The sequence below is a fragment of the Mesorhizobium sp. M8A.F.Ca.ET.161.01.1.1 genome (genome assembly GCF_004792105.1).
Lineage (GTDB): Bacteria > Pseudomonadota > Alphaproteobacteria > Rhizobiales > Rhizobiaceae > Mesorhizobium.
In genome coordinates this window covers 112,876-129,893 of the sequence record NZ_SRTD01000011.1, presented here as the reverse complement: position 1 = coordinate 129,893, position 17,018 = coordinate 112,876, and the positions used below count along the sequence as shown (strand labels likewise).

Sequence of the window (17,018 nt, the reverse complement as noted above, 5' to 3'; positions counted from 1 at the left end):
CGCTGCGTTAGGTTCATGGAAATCTTTGATCCAAGGACGGGCCGGATCGCCTCATCCCGACAGGAGGGTCAAAATTTCTGGAAAGGGTGACAGCGGCCAGCCGAGTTGCTATGCCCCGCGCGGACCACTCTCCCGCATGAGCTGACCCTATGCCTGACCTGCTTCTAGAACTTCGCTCCGAGGAAATCCCCGCTCGCATGCAACGCAAGGCGGCGGGCGATCTGAGAAAGATGCTGACCGACGGTCTGGTCGAGGCGGGACTGACCTATGAGGCGGCGCGTGAGTATTGGACGCCGCGGCGCCTTACCCTCGATATCCGTGGCCTCAACGCTCGCTCGAAGGACATTCACGAGGACATCAAGGGGCCGTCGACATCAGCGCCTGAACAGGCCGTCCAGGGCTTCCTGCGCAAGGCCGGGCTGTCATCGATCGCCGAAGCGCATGTCCATTCCGACCCGAAGAAGGGCGACTTCTACGTCGCCCATATTTCGAAGCCGGGCAGGGCGGCCGAAGAGATCATCGCCGGACTGGTGCCTGATATCATCCGCAATTTCCCCTGGCCGAAGTCGATGCGCTGGGGACCGGCCTCGGCCAAGCCGGGATCGCTGCGCTGGGTGCGGCCGCTGCAATCGATCCTGTGCACCTTCGGCCCCGAGACCGAGGAGCCGGTCGTGGTCGATTTCGAGATCGACGGCATCCGTTCCGGCAACATCACCTACGGCCACCGTTTCCTTGCACCAGGCGAAATCACGGTGCGCCGCTTCGACGATTACGTGAGCAAGCTGGAAGCGGGCAAGGTCGTGCTCGATGCCGACCGGCGCAAGGAGATCATCCTTGCCGATGCCCGCAACCTCGCCTTCGCCAACGGGCTCGACCTGGTCGAGGACGAGGGCTTGCTCGAAGAAGTGTCCGGGCTGGTCGAGTGGCCTGTCGTGTTGATGGGCGAGTTCGAAGAGGCTTTCCTGGCCATTCCGGCCGAGGTGATCCGGCTGACCATCCGCGCCAACCAGAAGTGCTTTGTCACGCGGCCACAGGGTGAAAGCGAGGCGCTCTCCAACCGCTTTATCCTCACCGCCAACATCGAGGCGAAGGACGGCGGCAAGGAGATCGCCCACGGCAACGGCAAGGTGGTGCGCGCCCGCCTGTCCGACGCGCTCTATTTCTGGACGACCGACCAGGGCGATCTGCCCGATCTCGTCGAACTGGAAGCATCGGCGAAAAAATTTGGGCTCGATCTGAAGAAGCCGCTCGACCAGCGCATGGCCCGGCTCGACCATCTCAATGTCACGTTCCATGCCAAGCTCGGCACGCAGGGCGAGCGGGTGGAGCGGATTGCCCGGCTGGCGGAAGAACTGGCGCCGATCGTCGGTGCGGATCCAGTGCTGGCGCGCCGTGCTGCTGTCCTGGCCAAGGCCGATCTCACCACCGAAGTGGTCGGCGAATTTCCGGAATTGCAAGGCGCCATGGGCCGCAAATATGCGCTGCTGCAAGGCGATCATTCTTCTGTCGCGGCGGCGGCGGAAGAGCACTACAAGCCGCAGGGCCCGTCCGATTATGTGCCGAGCGATCCGGTGTCGGTCGCCGTGGCGCTCGCGGACAAGCTGGATACGCTGGTCGGGTTCTGGGCCATCGACGAAAAGCCGACTGGATCGAAGGATCCCTACGCGCTGCGTCGCGCTGCGCTCGGCGTCGTGAGGGTCATACTGGAAAACAAGCTCAAGCTTTCGCTGGGCATCGCCATCGCGACCGCGGTCTCCTCGGCACTCGCCGCGTACGAACAAAAAGGCGAAGGCGCCGAGAGCAGTGGCGTCGTTGCGATGCTCGACTTGCGCATTCGCGACTACAAGGGTGCAAGCCGATTGTTGTCGGAAGCAGGCGTGATTTCCAACTTGTTGAAAGGCGGGCTGGCCAAGGCGAACTCAGAAACCTTTGGCTCCGCCGATCAGGAGCGAGAGTTCTTTGACGGTCAGCGTCTGATGGAGCTTGAGGCATCGCTGTCGCCATTGATCGCTGACCTCTTGTCGTTCTTCCACGACCGCCTCAAAGTCTATCTCCGCGACCAGGGCGCACGGCATGATCTGATCGACGCCGTCATCACGCCGCAGTCCGACGACTTGCTTCAGATCGTTCGGCGCGTCGAAGCGCTCGGCTCCTTCCTCGACACCGAGGACGGCAGGAATTTGCTCGCCGGCACCAAGCGTGCGGCGAACATCCTGGCCGCCGAGGAGAAGAAGAAAACGCTGGTCGCCGAAACCGTTGAGCCGGCGTTGTTCCGGCAGGGTGCGGAGAAGTCGCTGTTTGCGGCGGTGAATCAGGCCGAGAAGCAAGCCGGCGAAGCGATTCAAAACCAAGACTTTTCCGCTGCCATGCTGGCGCTTAGCGTGTTGCGTGAACCCGTTGATTCATTCTTTGAGCATGTTCTCGTGAATGATGAGGACCTGTCCGTGCGCGCCAACCGCCTTGCGCTGCTCACGCGCATTCGCACGGCTACCGGTCAGGTCGCGGATTTCTCGAAAATCGCTGGTTGAGAGGCGAGGAAAAATATCGTCCAGCCGGCCGTTCGAGCCGGCTTACAGTCATATGACGATGATCTCTCCGTGGCAAAAGGGACATGTTCCCCAACCCAACGGAGGCTACCATGAATTCCGATCACGAAATCGAAGTGACAGAAGAAACCTCGGCCCCCGCCGAGGCGATTGAATCCGCTTCCGAAACCGCTCTCGATCATGCCGCTGCCGCGGTCGAAGCCGCCGATCTGTCAGACGAAGACGAGGATGGTGATGACGAAGAAGGCGACGACGAAGACGGCGAAGAGTCCGACGAAGACGACGCCGATGACGCCGTGAAGGCCGAAGGCGACGACGCCGAGGGCGAGGAAGAATCCGAAGACGGCGAGGCCGAAGAAGACGACGACGACAAGGAAGAAGCGGCTTGATTTTTCAGGCGGATTTCGCGAAAAAAGGGCGGCGCTCTCGCGTCGCCCTTTTTCGATTTGATTGGTTTTCCCGAACGCCGACTTTTCAGTTCTCCAGAATGCTGACGCGCACGCTGTTTTCGTAGACGTCGACCTGGATCAGCGGCTCGCCATTGACGATGGCGCGCTTGGTTGAGGAACTCATCGCGCCGGGGCGCTCCAGCATGCGCTGCAGGTCGGCGCGCTGGTCATTGGTCCTGAACCAGGCGTCGCCCTCGTCGTCGCTGTCGCGGCGATGGAATTTGTGCCAGTTGGCGCGGTCCTGCCGCACCATCTGCGCGGCGCTGTCCAGCGCATAGCCGTCACTTGCCTGGTGATCGCGATCGGAAATGCGCGCAACATAGGATCCAGCATGTCGTCCGCATGGGCCACGCCGCCAAGCAATGACGCCAGCAAAAGCCCAGCCACTGTAACGGTCTTCGATTTTTTCATGAGCAACCCCCTTGCCTTGAACGATGCAATCCCCATCTGACGGAGCCGCTTGGCGAAAGGCCGGCCGCAGGGCCGCCAGCGAGATACGTCTGGAAGAAATTCGCCTGACAATGGTGCACGGGGCGCCCGACTGCCGTCAAGCCGTTGAGCATTTTGATCGGCCAGTTGGCAGGTCGCTATTTGACCTTGCCGGCTCCTGAAGCAGGCTGTTTGGCTGGCGGTGGCGCGGCTGCCGCTTTTCCGTGCGCTGGCGCGGGGGCTGCCGAGGCGGTCGCTGTCGCGGGTGCGGTCGCTGCCGCGGGTGCCGTAACGGGGGCGGTTGCCGCGGCAGGCGCCTTGGCTTGCACTGGCGTCGAGAAGGCGCCGCCGACGACGCCGCCACGAATGATCATCGGGCTGTGCGGGAAGGCATGCCTCGGCTCGGCCTTGTCCGGGATTGCCGCTACCTTTTCATAGGTGACGTCGGGCTCGCCGAGTGCAACGACCGACACCACGTCGCTCGCCTTGCCGTCGGTTGCCTTCAGCACAACGACGGAGGGCGTCGAGGCCGGCGCGCCGGGAAAGACCAGCGACGAGGCCTGAGCCTCGCCAACCATGGCAGCCAGAGTGATGACAAGCGTTCCCCAGATACGCACAGACACTGACATAGCTCCCCATTGCCCAGAAGCGGCACGATAGTGCTCGGCGATTGATGCCGGCTTTCATGGAAAGATAGCATTTTAGGAATTGATGAATTGCCTATGCCCGCTTGCCCCGGCGGCGCTGTCGTACTACGCAGCCGGCATCCGCGAGGTGACGAGAGTGGCTGAAATACTTGCCGTCGGCGAAGCGATGGAACCGGCGTTGGCGCTGCTTGAGGGCGGCGATGTCGTCGCCATACCGACCGAGACCGTCTATGGACTGGCCGGCGACGCCACCAACGGCATCGGCGTGGCGCGCATTTTCGAAGCCAAGGGTCGGCCGCGTTTCAATCCCCTGATCGCCCATGTCGCCGACATGCCGATGGCCGAGCGCATCGCGCTGTTCGATCCGCTGTCGAAGAAACTCGCGCTTGCCTTCTGGCCGGGTCCGCTGACGCTGGTGTTGCCGCAGCGCCCCGGCAACGGCATTCATCCGCTGGTCACCGCCGGGCTCGACACGATCGCCTTGCGCATGCCGAGGGGGTTTGGCGGCGACCTGATCGCCAGGCTTGGCCGACCGCTTGCCGCGCCCAGCGCCAATTCATCCGGCAGGATCAGCGCCACCACTGCGCAGGCCGTGGCGGCGGACCTCGGCGCCCGCATCAAGCTCGTGGTTGATGGCGGCGCCACACCGGTCGGGCTGGAATCGACCATCGTCAAGGCCGAAGGCGAAAGACTGCGCCTGCTTCGGCCAGGCGGCATCGCCGCCGCGGACATCGAGGCGGCCATCGGCATGGAGTTGCTGCGCGGCGGCGCCGCCGGGGTCGAGGCGCCGGGCATGCTTGCCTCGCACTACGCGCCGGGCGCGGCGGTGCGGCTCAATGCCGGCACGGTTGGCGAAGACGAAGCGTTGCTTGCCTTCGGCGACCAGCGCGCGGAAGGCTGGCATCATGCGGCCGCATTCCTGAACCTGTCCGAAACAGGTGACCTGCGTGAAGCGGCAAGCAATCTCTTCGCCTACATGCAGGATCTCGACCGTAGCGGCGCGCGCACCATCGCGGTCGAGAAGATTCCCTTTGACGGGCTCGGCGAGGCGATCAACGACCGGCTCTCCCGTGCCGCCGCTCCTCGTGACAACGCACAGCCCACAACGTAGTTTTCCCGGATGACCGAAACCGCCAAGACACTCGATCCCGCTCTCATCGATCGTTTCGCGGCGATCGTCGGCGACAAATATGCGCTGCGCGACCAGCAGGACATCGCGCCTTATCTCATCGAGCGACGCGGCCTCTGGCATGGCGCGACGTCCCTGGTGCTGCGGCCGGGCAGCGTCGACGAGGTCAGCCGGATCATGCGGCTGGCGACAGAGACCGGAACGCCAATCGTGCCGCAAAGCGGCAACACCGGGCTGGTCGGTGCGCAGGTGCCGGACAAATCCGGCCATGAGATCGTCCTGTCGCTGTCGCGGCTGAACCGCATCCGCGAGATCGACGTCCTGTCCAATACGGTCACGGTCGAGGCCGGAGTCATTCTGCAGACCTTGCAGGAGGCGGCCGATGCCGCCGACCGGCTGTTCCCGCTGTCGCTCGCCGCGCAAGGCTCCTGCCAGATCGGCGGCAATCTTTCGTCCAATGCCGGCGGCACCGGCGTGCTTGCCTATGGCAATGCGCGCGAGCTCTGCCTCGGCGTCGAGGTGGTGCTGCCGACCGGCGAGGTCTTCGACGATTTGCGCAAGCTGAAGAAGGACAACACCGGCTACGACCTGAAGAACCTGTTCGTCGGCGCCGAAGGCACGCTAGGCGTGATCACCGCCGCCGTGCTCAAACTGTTTCCGAAGCCCAAGGGAAGGGACGTCGCCTTCGTCGGCCTGTCGTCGCCCGAGGCCGCCCTTTCCCTGTTCAGCCTGGCCATGGACCGCGCCGGGGCCGCGCTCACCGCGTTCGAACTGATCGGCAAGCGGCCATACGATTTCACGCTGGCGCATGCCCCGGGCGTGACACGGCCGCTGATGGAGGATTGGCCCTGGTATGTGCTGATGCAGATTTCATCCGGCCGTTCGTCGGAGGATTCGCGGGCGCTGATCGAGGACGTGCTTTCGGCGGGTCTCGAGCAGGAATTCGTCGGCGATGCCGTCATCGCCGCCAGCCTCGGGCAGGGCGATGCCTTCTGGAACTTCCGCGAGCTGTTGCCCGAGGCACAGAAGCCGGAAGGCGCTTCGATCAAGCACGACATATCGGTGCCGATCGCATCGATACCGCGTTTCATCGCGGAGGCCGCCGGCGCGGTGGCCTCGGTCAGTGCCGGCGCCCGGGTGGTCTGCTTCGGCCATATGGGCGACGGCAATCTTCATTATAACATTTCACGGCCCGTCGACGGCGACGACGAGGCGTTTCTGGCGCTCTACCATGCCATGAACAAGGCCGTGCATGACGTGGTGCGCAGCCTGCACGGTTCGATCTCGGCGGAGCACGGCATCGGCCAGTTGAAGCGCGACGAACTGATCGCCACCGCGCCGCCGATGGCCATCGATCTGATGCGCAGGGTGAAGACCGCCTTCGACCCGGCCGGCATCATGAATCCCGGTAAGGTTATCTGATCCTTTCAACATCTTGTGGCTGGTGGCATTCCGATAACCATCCCTGAGATCAGCAAAATTTAACCGACTTTCTTAAGCGCGGCGGTAAGGAGCCGGCGCTACTGTTTCCCCATAACGAGGCCGGGAAAACTGGCCCGGAGAGAACCGGACACCGGCTCTCAGCAGACAGACAGGAAGGCGCTCTATGAACGTGAACACCGGACTTAAGCCAGTCTGGGCGGGACGCAACATGCGTCTCGACCCATTCCGCCTGCCGCAAGTGGTGAGCTACGCGACGCGCGACGATTATGGCGACGTAACCTTCACCATCGACCAGCGTGGCGCCGTGATCCGCCGCCTGCTCGAGATGAGCGGCCTGCCGGCGATCATCGTGCTGCCCGCCAATGCATTTCGCGGCGTCGCCGCCCGTGCGATGGAGGATCCGGAAGGCAATGTCACGGTGACCCTGGAACTCCTGCACAACGATCCGATGCTGTCGGTGCCGCTGCTGGTGGCCGACGATCTCGAAGACGTCGCCGCCGACTGGCGCGCCTGGGCCGATGCCTACCGTCTGCCGATGCTGCTCATCGAATCGGACGGCGTCGCCCGCACGCTGGAGGAATCGCTCGGCGCCGCCATCAAGACACTGCCGCCGCAGGACCGTCGCAAGGGCCGCGTTTCCAACACGCGCCGCCCACGCTTCCTTGCCCGTCGCAGAACCGGGGACCTCGGCCTCAGGCTGGTCATCGACGGCCAGGAAATCATTTCCCGCGATTAGCTTTCTTCTCCCCGTCTCTATACGGGGAGAAGTGCCCGGCAGGGCGATGAGGGGCAGCGCCGACCTCCGCTGATTTGGCCATTTCAAACTTTGGTAGAATGCAAGCGGCCTGTCGCCGCCGTGCATTTCGCCTCGCCTTCAAGGTCGGCGCTGCCCCTCATCCGGCTGCCGCCACCTTCTCCCCGTATAGTGACGGGGAGAAGGAAAAAGCCGCTACACCAGCGGCTTCAGCGCCACCCACAGCGCGCCACCGATCAGGCCGAGGAAGATCAGCCAGCCGACCTGGTTGTTCGACCGGAACAGCCGCAGGCACTGGTCCGGATCGTCGATATGCAGCACCGCGATCTGCCGGGCAAGATGCGCACCGGCGGCGATCAGTCCCGCCAGCGCCACCACTGGGGCCTGCGCCGAGGCGAAGGCGACAGCGAAGCAGATTAGCATGCCGCCATAAAGCCCCGCGAGCCACGCCTTGGTGTTGTCGCCGAACAGCCGTGCCGTCGAACGCACGCCGACAATGGCGTCATCTTCCTTGTCCTGGTGCGCGTAGATCGTGTCGTAGCCGATCACCCACAGGATCGAACCGATATACAGCATGATGGCGGGGCCATCGAGATCACCGAACTCGACCGCCCATCCCATCAGCGCGCCCCAGGAAAAGGCAAAGCCGAGAAACAGTTGCGGCCAGTTGGTTATCCGCTTCATGAATGGATAGACGGCGACGATCACCAGCGAGCAGACGCCGAGCAGGACGGCAAAGCTGTTGAACTGCAGGAGAACCGCCAGGCCGACCAGGGCCTGCAGCACAAGAAACAGCCAGGCTCGCCGGCGCGTGGTCTGGCCGGACGGCAGCGGGCGCGAGCGTGTGCGTTCGACCTGGTTGTCGATGTCCTCGTCGACAATGTCGTTATAGGTGCAGCCGGCGCCACGCATGGCGATGGCGCCAATCAGGAACAGCACGAGGTACAAGGGCGCCGGCAGCAGCGAAAGCAGCGGGTCGCCAGGCCGGGGATAGGCGCTCGCCGCCAGCGCGGCCGACCACCAGCATGGCCACAACAGCAACTGCCAGCCGATCGGCCTGTCCCATCGCGCAAGCTGGGCATAGGGCCAGATCGCGCGCGGCAGCACGCGGTAGACCCAATGGCCGTTCGGCGCATCGGCGACGCGGCCCTGGGATGCTTTCGACTGGACAGGTTCCATTGGCATGGAGTGGCAGCAGCGGCGGAACCCGTCAAGCGGCAAGCAGGCAGGGAGCGCCCAACCATCCGTCAGGAGGTGAAGATATCGCGTGTGGAAAACCAGACTTTCGCCACCTCGATGAAAGCCAGCGCCGCGTTCGACACGCGCTGCTGCGTATCGTGGGTGAGAATGATGCGCTGCATGGGCAGCGGATCCGACAGCGGTTTGCACACCAGACGCAAGCCGTCATAGCTGTGGTCGCCATGCGGGCGGGTATAGCTGACCGCGACGCCGAAGCCGTTGGCCACCATGCTGCGCTGGAGTTCGAACGAGCTTGTGCGCATGTCGGCGACGGGCGACAGGCCACGGCCGCGGAACAGGTCGAGCATATGCTGCCAGCTATGTGGCTGGTCGGTTGTGATCAGCGGGTAGGCGGCCAGATCCGCAAGGCTGACCTCGGAACGCTCGGCCAGCGCATGGCCCGCCGGCAACAGCGCATGCGGCCGCAGCTCGTGCATCAGGATGCGGGCGAAATGCGACGGCAGGCCGAGATCATAGCTGAGGCCGAGATCGACGGCCGCGTCCGCCAGGCGCCGCCCGAGCGTCTCGAACGTCTCGTCGCGGACGATGACGGTGACCGCTGGATGGCGTTCGGAGAAGGCGCGGATGAGGCCCGGCGCGAAAAAGGGCGCCAGATCCTCGAAGCAGCCGAGCACCAGTTCGCCGCCGACCGCCGAGTTGGCCTTCCCCAGGCCCAGGAGTTCGTCTGTCTCGGCAAGAACCTGCCTGGCCTTCGCCACCACGACACGGCCGAAGGAGGTCAGCGAAACACCGCTTCCCCGCTGGCGCACGAACAGTTTCTGGCCGAAATCCTTTTCGATGGCGTCGATGGCCACCGAAATAGACGGCTGCGAAACGTTGAGCGCCCGGGCCGCGCCGGTGACACTGCCATGGCGGGCGACGGCGATGAGATAGCGGAGTTGGGTGAGGGTGAGACTCATAGTCAAAACCTATGTGTCAGATGAGAAGTTATTATTTTACTGAATGAGCGGCCATTGCGATAGTCGCCTCCATCCTGAAAGGAGGACATTATGGCTTCCCAAACCGCTACACGGGCAACGGACACCGAAATCATCGATGCCCGGACAATCGCCGACTACCAGCGTGACGGCGCGGTCTGCATCCGCGGCGCCTTCAAGGGCTGGGTCGACACGATCGCCGCCGGCATCGAGCGCAACATGCAGAACCGCAGCGCCACCGCGTCCGACATCGCCAATGGCCGCGGCAGTTTCTTCGACGATTACTGCAACTGGGAACGCATCCCCGAATTCGTCAAGGTGGTGCGCGAATCGCCGGCGGCGCGACTGGCAGCCGCGGTGATGCAGTCGCGCACGGCGCAGTTCTTCCACGACCATGTCCTGGTCAAGGAACCCGGTACGCAGAAACCGACGCCGTGGCACCAGGACATTCCTTATTATTTTGTCGATGGCCAGCAGACCGTGAGCTTCTGGATCCCCATCGATCCGGTGAAGGAGGCGACGCTGCGCCTGATCGCCGGCTCGCACAAATGGGACAAGATGATCCTGCCGGTACGTTGGTTGGACGACGGCAATTTCTATGCCGCCGAGGGCGATTATCGTCCGGTGCCGGATCCCGACCAGGATCCATCGATGAAAGTTATCGAATGGGAGATGGAGCCCGGCGACGCCATCCTGTTCGACTTCAGGACGGCGCACGGCGCGCGCGGCAATATGACAGCGGCACGGCGCCGGGCGCTGTCGCTGCGCTGGGTCGGCGACGATGCCCATTATGTCGAGCGGCCCGGCCGAACCTCGCCACCCTATCATGGCCATGGCATGCAGCCGGGGCAGAAGCTGCGCGAGGACTGGTTCCCGGTGGTCCACCAGGGCTGAGCGAGTGCCGGAATAGGGGCGCCGGTGGCGGGCGCCCCTATGGCGCAGGGGGATAACGTTCCCGTGCGCAATTCCGATCAATCCACCCTGATGCCTTGACCCGTCGTCCAGAGAGCAATAGCGGGTTGTTCTCTCTATGGGATAGTTGGCATCAAGAGGTGGCCATGAACGTTCTTCTTCTCGGCTCCGGCGGCCGCGAACATGCACTGGCCTGGAAGATCGCCGCCTCGCCGCTGCTGACCAAGCTCTATGCCGCTCCAGGCAATCCGGGCATCGGCGCAGAGGCCGAGCTGGTGAAGTTGGATATTGCCGACCACGCCGCCGTCGCCGCCTTCTGCCGGGAGAAAAAAATCGACCTCGTCGTGGTTGGCCCGGAAGGGCCGCTCGTCGCCGGCATCGCCGATGATCTGCGCGCCGAAAACATCCGCGTCTTCGGGCCTTCGAAGGCCGCCGCGCGGCTGGAAGGCTCGAAGGGCTTCACCAAGGATCTCTGCGCCCGGTACAACATCCCGACCGCCGCCTATGGCCGTTTCGGCGATCTGGCCTCCGCCAAGGCCTACCTCGAAAAGACAGGCGCGCCGATCGTCATCAAGGCCGATGGGCTCGCCGCCGGCAAAGGCGTCACCGTCGCCATGACAATGGATGAGGCGCAGGCGGCACTCGCTTCCTGCTTCGACGGCTCCTTCGGCGCCGCCGGCGCGGAGGTGGTGATCGAGGAATTCATGACCGGCGAGGAGGCGAGTTTCTTCTGCCTCTGCGACGGCACCACGGCACTTCCTTTCGGCACGGCCCAGGACCACAAGCGCGTCGGTGATGGCGATGTCGGGCCCAACACCGGCGGCATGGGCGCCTATTCGCCGGCCCCTGTAATGACGCCTGACATGATCGAGCGCACTATGCGCGAAATCATCGAGCCGACCATGCGCGGCATGGCCGAGCTTGGCGCGCCTTTCGCCGGCATTCTGTTCGCCGGGCTGATGATCACGCAAAACGGGCCGAAGCTGATCGAATACAACACCCGCTTCGGCGATCCGGAATGCCAGGTGCTGATGATGCGGCTCAGGGATGACCTGCTGGTCCTGCTCAATGCCGCCGTCGACGGCCAGCTTGCGCATACCTCGGTGCGCTGGCGCGACGAGGCGGCGCTGACCGTGGTGATGGCGGCGCGGGGTTACCCCGGCACGCCGGAAAAAGGCTCCGTCATTCGCGGCGTCGAGGACGCCGCGGGCGAAGGCGTTCAGGTTTTCCATGCCGGCACCGCCATCAATGGCGGTGCGCTGGTCGCCAATGGCGGCCGCGTGCTCAACGTCACGGCGACCGGAGCCACGGTTGGCGAGGCGCAGGCGCGAGCCTATGCCGCGCTCGACCGCATCGATTGGCCGGACGGATTCTGTCGCCGCGACATCGGCTGGCAGGCCGTGGCGCGCGAGAAGGCGGGCTGAAGCTCCGACCGGTGGGCGACGGCTACCGCTGGCTGCGATCGAGTTCGGTCGAAGCGGTGCTGAGCGGATCGGCCGCAGCGAAGGCGGCGTCGAGTTGTGCGGGCGAGCGCTGCCCTGCCCGCTTCCAGGCGACATACTGGACGATGCCGAAGCCCGGCCGTGGCGGCACCGTCTTCACGACAGGCATGCGAAACCCGTCGCGGAATTTCGACCAGCGCGAACCGAGCACAGCGACCATTTCCTCGACAGTCGGCGGCGTCGCAACGTCGGCATAAATGATGGTGGCCTTGCCGGCCAGTGCGGCTTCCCGCGAGAGCGGCACCGGCACGCTGGCAAGATAATCGGAAGGCACGTCGAGCAGTCCGCCGAATGGCCATTGCTGGCGCAGCGCGGCGGCATTCGTCGGCACCACGTTGACGTCGATATCGTTCGGCGTGCCGGCGACCCGATAAGGGCAGCGGAAGCGGCCGCAATTGGCCTGCGCCGAGAACTGCCAGAGCGCATAGCCCTGCCAGTTGCCCATCGGAAAATGCACTTCGATGTCAGGTTTGTAGCGCGCGTACCAAAGCGGCAGCCGCGACAGGAGCCGGTATTTGTAGCGGTTGTCAGCGATGTACTGGGCGGTCTTGCCGTTGGTGTAGAGCACAGGGAAGCGGCCGATGCGCCGGTGCACCTGGCGCACGAACTCCTCGGCGTCGTCGAGCGACATCCATTGCGTGGGATCGATGCCCTCGATGTCGAGGGCCATGAGATCGTCCGGCGCGGGGTCGGCGAAATCGAGGAAATTGTTGGCCTGCTCGACTGGATTGCCGGGGCGGGCGAGGTGATAGGCGCCCCATTTCATGCCGAGCGCCTTGGCCACGACCCTGCGTGTCTGGAACAGCTCGCGCGTCACCGCGTGGCGCTTCCACAGCGTCTTGCAAAGCTTCACCTCGGTGTCGCCGCCCGAACAGAAATAGGGCGGCGGCATGCCGTCGGACGCCTTGTTGATGAAGGCGACGATGCGTCTGTCGGTGGCAAGCTGGGCCCAGTCGATGGAATTGTATTCGTAGGCGTCGATGACCAGGGCGCGGTCGGCGTTCTTCCACGGCTCGGAGAAATCCGAAGCCTTTGCCGCGGGCGACAGCGCCATTGCTGCCGCGAAAGTGAGAAGCGCCGTGCGGCGAAGGAAGCGCGCCGTCCTTTTCAAAACAGGGAATCCCCGTTGATCAAAGGCGAATGCTGAACCGCTATGGTTAAGGAAATGCTTCTCGAGACGATGCGGTGCGTCAGACGAACAGCTTCAACGCCGTCGCTACTGACAGGAACATCGACAACGGGCGACCTTGAAACGGCGTGAAACCATGCTTGAGATAAAAAGCGGCGGCTTTGTCGTCCTTGGCGTCGACGATCAGCGCGAAAGAGGCGGGAGCAGCCTCGGCGCAGCGCCGGAGCGCATCCACGATCAATGTCGATCCAACACGTTGCCCCTGATTTCGGGTGTCGACAGCCAACCTTCCAATCAATATGGCGGGCAGGACTGGATAACGCGGCAGGCGTTTCGTCAGGTCTTCTGGCAGAGAAGCGATGGGCACACTTGCTGCTGCAAGAGTGTAATATCCGGCAATGAGACCGACATCACGGTTTGCGGCGACGAAGCAATTGCTGACTCGGCGTTTGATGTCCTGGCTCGCCTGCTCACGAAGATAGTGGTCCAGTGCTGGTACACCGCAGTTGAACCCCTTACGAGGATGCGACCCGCCCAGCGGCTCAATGATCAAGTCCAGACTCACCGGGATTCGACGACAACTCGCTTGTAGGCGTCGGCGGCTTTGCGCAGTGCTTCATTGGGTTCGGGTGGATCGAGAATGGCCTCGACCAGAGCGCGCTGATCCTCAATGGATAGGCGGATGATAGCGGTCTCCTCGATGGTGCGTTGTGCGGCCTCCTGCGCGGCAGCAACCACGAAGTCACTGACGCTGCGGCCCTGAATTTCGGCGGCACGCTTCACCACGCTGAGCATATCTGGCGAAATACGAGCCTCGATACGGGCAGTGCGGGTTTGCTGGTTTGGCATCGCGATCACCTCTGACGCAATATGTACGGGTTTTGACCGTACATATCAAGCGCTGTGGTCACCGCCGGCCGACTGGCGGAAATTCAAACGGATCTGGCGCCGGCTCCTCCCGCAGCGTGCCCTCGGCAGCGCGCTTGCGGTGATGGGCAAGCGAGCATCGCGGCGAGCACAATATGCCGCGATCCGACCAGTAGGCGGGGCCGTTTGCCAGTTCGCCGTGATAGTAGGAAAACCCGGCTGCCCGGTAGGGCAAGCCGCATTCGATACAGCGATAGGCGTCAGGTCTGGCAAGCATGGAATGTTCCGGTCGGCTGGTTTTTTCGCCGGTCGATTTGATCCGGCATCGGTCGAATTTAGTACAGGCCGGCCCGATTGCAAAATCCGCGTGACAAAATTTGACGTTTACGTAAAAAGAAGATGGGAGACCGCCCAAAGGCGGATGGTTTTGCGGTGGCACTCGCTCTAGGGTCGGCGAGGCCGATGCATCAGGGAGGATCGAGCGGCATGTATCGGGCACCGGTCGAGGATATCGCGTTCACCGTGAAGCATGTGGCCGGCATGAAATCGGCCATCGATGCCGGAGCGTTCGGCGATCTCGGCGAGGATCTGGTCGATGCCGTCCTTGGCGAGGCCGGCCGTTTCGCCACCGAGGAGGTGGCCCCGCTTTACAAGATCGGCGACGAACAAGGTGCCGTGCTGAAGGATGCGGTCGTCACCACCCCGACGGGCTGGAAAGAACTCTATCGCCGCTGGATCGACGGCGGCTGGAACGCGCTCTCCGGGCCGGAAGAGTATGGCGGGCAGGCGCTGCCGACGATGCTCGGCGTCGCCGCGCTCGAAATGTGGAATTCGGCCGCCATGGCGTTCGGCATCGGCCCGACGCTGACCATGGGCGCGGTCGAAGCGCTGGACAAGCACGCTTCCGAGGACCTCAAGGCGAAATACCTCGCAAAGCTCGTCTCCGGCGAGTGGATGGGCACGATGAACCTGACCGAGCCGCAGGCGGGCTCCGACCTCGCCGCGCTACGCGCCCGCGCCGAGCCGGCCGGCGACGGCACCTACCGCATCTTCGGCCAGAAGATTTTCATCACCTATGGCGAGCACGATTTCACCGACAACATCGTCCATCTGGTGCTGGCGCGGCTGCCCGATGCGCCCGCCGGAACACGCGGCATCTCGCTGTTCCTGGTGCCGAAATTCCTGGTCGGCGACGATGGGTCGATCGGAGCGCGCAACGACGTCTTCTGTTCCGGCCTCGAGCACAAGCTCGGCATCCACGCCTCGCCGACCTGCACCATGATCTATGGCGACGGCTTTCAAGGCGCCAAGCCAGGCGCCATCGGCTGGCTGATCGGCGAGGAGAACAAGGGCCTCGCCTGCATGTTCACCATGATGAACAATGCCCGTCTGGCCGTCGGCATGCAGGGTGTCGCGGTCGCGGAAGCCGCGACCCAGAAAGCGATCGCCTACGCCAATGAACGGCGTCAGGGTAAGGCGGCGGATTACGCTGGTGCCGGCATGGCGCCGATCGTTCACCACCCGGACGTGCAACGCAATCTCCTGACGATGAAGGCGCTGACGCAGATCGCCCGCGCCATCAGCTACAGTTGCGCCCACGCCATCGATCTCGCGCGCGTATCGTCGGGTGACGAGGCGGGGCATTGGCGCGACCGTGCCAATCTCTTGACGCCGCTGGCCAAGGCTTTTTCCACCGATGTCGGCGTCGAGGTTGCCTCGCTCGGCGTCCAGGTGCATGGCGGCATGGGCTTCATCGAGGAAACGGGTGCGGCGGCTCTCTACCGCGACGCCCGCATCGCGCCGATCTATGAGGGCACCAACGGCATCCAGGCGATCGATCTGGTGATGCGCAAGCTGCCGCTCGGCGGCGGCGAGCACGTGCATCGCTTTATCGACGAACTGGCTGGTATCGCCAATGCAGTGCGCACCTTCAACCTGCAAGGCTTCGGCCGAACCGCCGATCTTCTGGGTGCGGCCCTTGGCGATCTGACGCAAGCGACCCGCTTCCTGCAAAAACTGGCGGCCGATGGTCAGACGGACAAGGCGCTGGCTGGCGCCACGCCGTATCTGCGGCTGATCTCGCTCGCCGCCGGCGGCGCCTATCTGGCGCGCGGCGCTCTTGCCGATCAGGGCCGCATCGCGCTGTGCCGCTTCTTCGCCGAGAATCTTATCGGCGAGGCCGGCGCGTTGAAAGACCGCGTCATCGACGGCGGCGACAGCCTTGCCGCTGCCGGCAAGGCGCTGATTTCCGCCTGACATTCACTGAGGATACAATCGTGACAGACCACATTCTCGTCGAGCGCCAGGGCGCGATCCAGATCATCCGCATGAACCGCCCCGACAAGAAGAACGCGCTGACGCGCGCCATGTATGCGACGATGTCGGCGGCCCTTGCCGAAGGCGACGCCGATCCGGCGATCCGCGTCCATGTCTTTCTCGGCGTGCCCGGCGCCTTCTCCTCCGGCAACGACCTTGGCGACTTCATGGTGGTGGCCACTGGCGGCGATGGTGGCACGGAGGTCTGGGATTTCCTGATGGCGCTGGCCCGGGTCGAGAAACCGATGGTCTCGGGCGTCGACGGCATCGCGGTCGGCATCGGCACCACGATCAACCTGCATTGCGACCTGACCTTCGCCACGCCACGCACCGTGTTCCGCACGCCCTTCGTCGATCTCGGCCTCGTGCCCGAGGCCGGATCGAGCCTTTTGGCGCCGCGCATCCTCGGCCAGCAAGCTGCGTTTGCGCTGCTCGGCCTCGGCGAGGGCTTTTCGGCCGAGCGGGCGAAGGCCGTCGGGCTGATCTACGAGGTGGTCGAGGAAGGCGCGCTGGAGGCTTCGGTGCTGGCGGCGGCTGGCCAGATCGCGGCCAAGCCGCCGCAGGCACTGAGGATCGCGCGCGACCTGATGCGTGGCTCACGCGACGACCTCGTCGCCCGCATCGGGGTAGAGAGCGAGCATTTCCGTGAGCGGCTGAAATCCGACGAGGCGCGCGCCGCCCTCACGGCATTCATGACCAGGAAAAAGGGCTGAACCTT

General features: G+C 64.0%; 17 protein-coding genes. 9 read left to right on the top strand and 8 right to left on the bottom strand.

Translation table 11 applies throughout. The annotated features are described in order from the left end of the window. The first annotated feature begins 149 nt into the window (after nt 1–149). Both glyS and EN804_RS24405 read left to right on the top strand, forming a co-directional pair. A complete protein-coding gene (glyS, locus tag EN804_RS24410; RefSeq protein WP_135881545.1) occupies nt 150–2,528 on the top strand; it encodes a glycine--tRNA ligase subunit beta in 2,379 nt (792 codons plus the stop codon). A 110-nt stretch (nt 2,529–2,638) separates the two neighbouring features. Then, nucleotides 2,639–2,935, top strand: coding sequence for an ATPase (locus EN804_RS24405; RefSeq protein ID WP_135921567.1), 297 nt, complete (start codon nt 2,639–2,641; stop codon nt 2,933–2,935). A gap of 85 nt (nt 2,936–3,020) precedes the next feature. Here the strand turns inward: EN804_RS24405 and EN804_RS38090 are convergent, their stop codons facing one another. Beyond that, complete coding sequence (locus tag EN804_RS38090) at nt 3,021–3,248, bottom strand: hypothetical protein (RefSeq protein WP_246693480.1); 228 nt, start codon at nt 3,246–3,248, stop codon at nt 3,021–3,023. A gap of 334 nt (nt 3,249–3,582) precedes the next feature. Continuing rightward, entirely contained in the window at nt 3,583–4,053 is a 471-nt protein-coding gene (locus EN804_RS37315) for a hypothetical protein (RefSeq protein WP_348642052.1), read from the bottom strand. A 154-nt stretch (nt 4,054–4,207) separates the two neighbouring features. On the opposite strand from EN804_RS37315, the gene EN804_RS24390 reads away from it, so the two are divergent. The 3 genes from EN804_RS24390 (at nt 4,208) to EN804_RS24380 (ending at nt 7,379) form a co-directional block, all read left to right on the top strand. Beyond that, the gene (locus EN804_RS24390; protein WP_189524562.1) at nt 4,208–5,182 is read left to right on the top strand and encodes an L-threonylcarbamoyladenylate synthase; all 975 of its coding nucleotides are present in this window, start codon (nt 4,208–4,210) and stop codon (nt 5,180–5,182) included. Nucleotides 5,183–5,191: 9 nt separating this feature from the next. Further along, entirely contained in the window at nt 5,192–6,622 is a 1,431-nt protein-coding gene (locus tag EN804_RS24385) for an FAD-binding oxidoreductase (RefSeq protein WP_135921564.1), read from the top strand. A 190-nt stretch (nt 6,623–6,812) separates the two neighbouring features. Beyond that, complete coding sequence (locus EN804_RS24380; protein WP_127278163.1) at nt 6,813–7,379, top strand: DUF6101 family protein; 567 nt, start codon at nt 6,813–6,815, stop codon at nt 7,377–7,379. A 213-nt stretch (nt 7,380–7,592) separates the two neighbouring features. Here the strand turns inward: EN804_RS24380 and ubiA are convergent, their stop codons facing one another. Beyond that, nucleotides 7,593–8,576: a 4-hydroxybenzoate octaprenyltransferase gene (gene ubiA / locus EN804_RS24375; RefSeq protein ID WP_189343699.1), complete on the bottom strand. Its 984-nt coding sequence runs from the start codon at nt 8,574–8,576 to the stop codon at nt 7,593–7,595. Between the two features lie 68 nt (nt 8,577–8,644). Next, on the bottom strand, nt 8,645–9,556 hold the full coding sequence (locus tag EN804_RS24370) for a LysR family transcriptional regulator (protein WP_127278162.1): 912 nt from the start codon (nt 9,554–9,556) through the stop codon (nt 8,645–8,647). 90 nt (nt 9,557–9,646) lie between these two features. Between EN804_RS24370 and EN804_RS24365 the strand changes: the two genes are divergently transcribed. Together EN804_RS24365 and purD are read left to right on the top strand one after the other, a co-directional pair. After that, entirely contained in the window at nt 9,647–10,468 is an 822-nt protein-coding gene (locus tag EN804_RS24365) for a phytanoyl-CoA dioxygenase family protein (protein WP_127278157.1), read from the top strand. 164 nt (nt 10,469–10,632) lie between these two features. Then, complete coding sequence (gene purD, locus EN804_RS24360; protein WP_135921563.1) at nt 10,633–11,910, top strand: phosphoribosylamine--glycine ligase; 1,278 nt, start codon at nt 10,633–10,635, stop codon at nt 11,908–11,910. A gap of 22 nt (nt 11,911–11,932) precedes the next feature. On the opposite strand, the gene EN804_RS24355 is transcribed toward purD, so the two are convergent. The 4 genes from EN804_RS24355 to EN804_RS24340 all read right to left on the bottom strand — a co-directional run bounded on the left by EN804_RS24355 (nt 11,933) and on the right by EN804_RS24340 (nt 14,261). Beyond that, nucleotides 11,933–13,042, bottom strand: a complete 1,110-nt coding sequence (locus EN804_RS24355) for a glycoside hydrolase family 25 protein (RefSeq protein ID WP_135881798.1) — start codon at nt 13,040–13,042, stop codon at nt 11,933–11,935. 136 nt (nt 13,043–13,178) lie between these two features. Further along, nucleotides 13,179–13,670, bottom strand: a complete 492-nt coding sequence (locus EN804_RS24350; RefSeq protein WP_246693479.1) for a GNAT family N-acetyltransferase — start codon at nt 13,668–13,670, stop codon at nt 13,179–13,181. An 8-nt stretch (nt 13,671–13,678) separates the two neighbouring features. Next, nucleotides 13,679–13,966 (bottom strand): DUF1778 domain-containing protein, encoded by a 288-nt coding sequence (locus EN804_RS24345; protein ID WP_135921561.1) that lies wholly within the window; start codon nt 13,964–13,966, stop codon nt 13,679–13,681. A 58-nt stretch (nt 13,967–14,024) separates the two neighbouring features. Beyond that, nucleotides 14,025–14,261, bottom strand: a complete 237-nt coding sequence (locus tag EN804_RS24340) for a hypothetical protein (protein WP_135921560.1) — start codon at nt 14,259–14,261, stop codon at nt 14,025–14,027. A gap of 209 nt (nt 14,262–14,470) precedes the next feature. Between EN804_RS24340 and EN804_RS24335 the strand changes: the two genes are divergently transcribed. Then, nucleotides 14,471–16,240, top strand: a complete 1,770-nt coding sequence (locus tag EN804_RS24335) for an acyl-CoA dehydrogenase (RefSeq protein ID WP_135921559.1) — start codon at nt 14,471–14,473, stop codon at nt 16,238–16,240. A 20-nt stretch (nt 16,241–16,260) separates the two neighbouring features. Continuing rightward, a complete protein-coding gene (locus tag EN804_RS24330) occupies nt 16,261–17,013 on the top strand; it encodes a crotonase/enoyl-CoA hydratase family protein (RefSeq protein ID WP_127280933.1) in 753 nt (250 codons plus the stop codon). Nucleotides 17,014–17,018 lie beyond the last annotated feature (5 nt).

Coding starts and splice junctions, on each gene's coding strand:
- glyS (WP_135881545.1), top strand. CDS start 150: ATGCCTGACCTGCTTCTAGAACTTCGCTCCGAGGAAATCCCCGCTCGC.
- EN804_RS24405 (WP_135921567.1), top strand. CDS start 2,639: ATGAATTCCGATCACGAAATCGAAGTGACAGAAGAAACCTCGGCCCCC.
- EN804_RS38090 (WP_246693480.1), bottom strand. CDS start 3,248: ATGGTGCGGCAGGACCGCGCCAACTGGCACAAATTCCATCGCCGCGAC.
- EN804_RS37315 (WP_348642052.1), bottom strand. CDS start 4,053: ATGTCAGTGTCTGTGCGTATCTGGGGAACGCTTGTCATCACTCTGGCT.
- EN804_RS24385 (WP_135921564.1), top strand. CDS start 5,192: ATGACCGAAACCGCCAAGACACTCGATCCCGCTCTCATCGATCGTTTC.
- ubiA (WP_189343699.1), bottom strand. CDS start 8,576: ATGGAACCTGTCCAGTCGAAAGCATCCCAGGGCCGCGTCGCCGATGCG.
- EN804_RS24370 (WP_127278162.1), bottom strand. CDS start 9,556: ATGAGTCTCACCCTCACCCAACTCCGCTATCTCATCGCCGTCGCCCGC.
- EN804_RS24365 (WP_127278157.1), top strand. CDS start 9,647: ATGGCTTCCCAAACCGCTACACGGGCAACGGACACCGAAATCATCGAT.
- purD (WP_135921563.1), top strand. CDS start 10,633: ATGAACGTTCTTCTTCTCGGCTCCGGCGGCCGCGAACATGCACTGGCC.
- EN804_RS24355 (WP_135881798.1), bottom strand. CDS start 13,042: ATGGCGCTGTCGCCCGCGGCAAAGGCTTCGGATTTCTCCGAGCCGTGG.
- EN804_RS24345 (WP_135921561.1), bottom strand. CDS start 13,966: ATGCCAAACCAGCAAACCCGCACTGCCCGTATCGAGGCTCGTATTTCG.
- EN804_RS24340 (WP_135921560.1), bottom strand. CDS start 14,261: ATGCTTGCCAGACCTGACGCCTATCGCTGTATCGAATGCGGCTTGCCC.
- EN804_RS24335 (WP_135921559.1), top strand. CDS start 14,471: ATGTATCGGGCACCGGTCGAGGATATCGCGTTCACCGTGAAGCATGTG.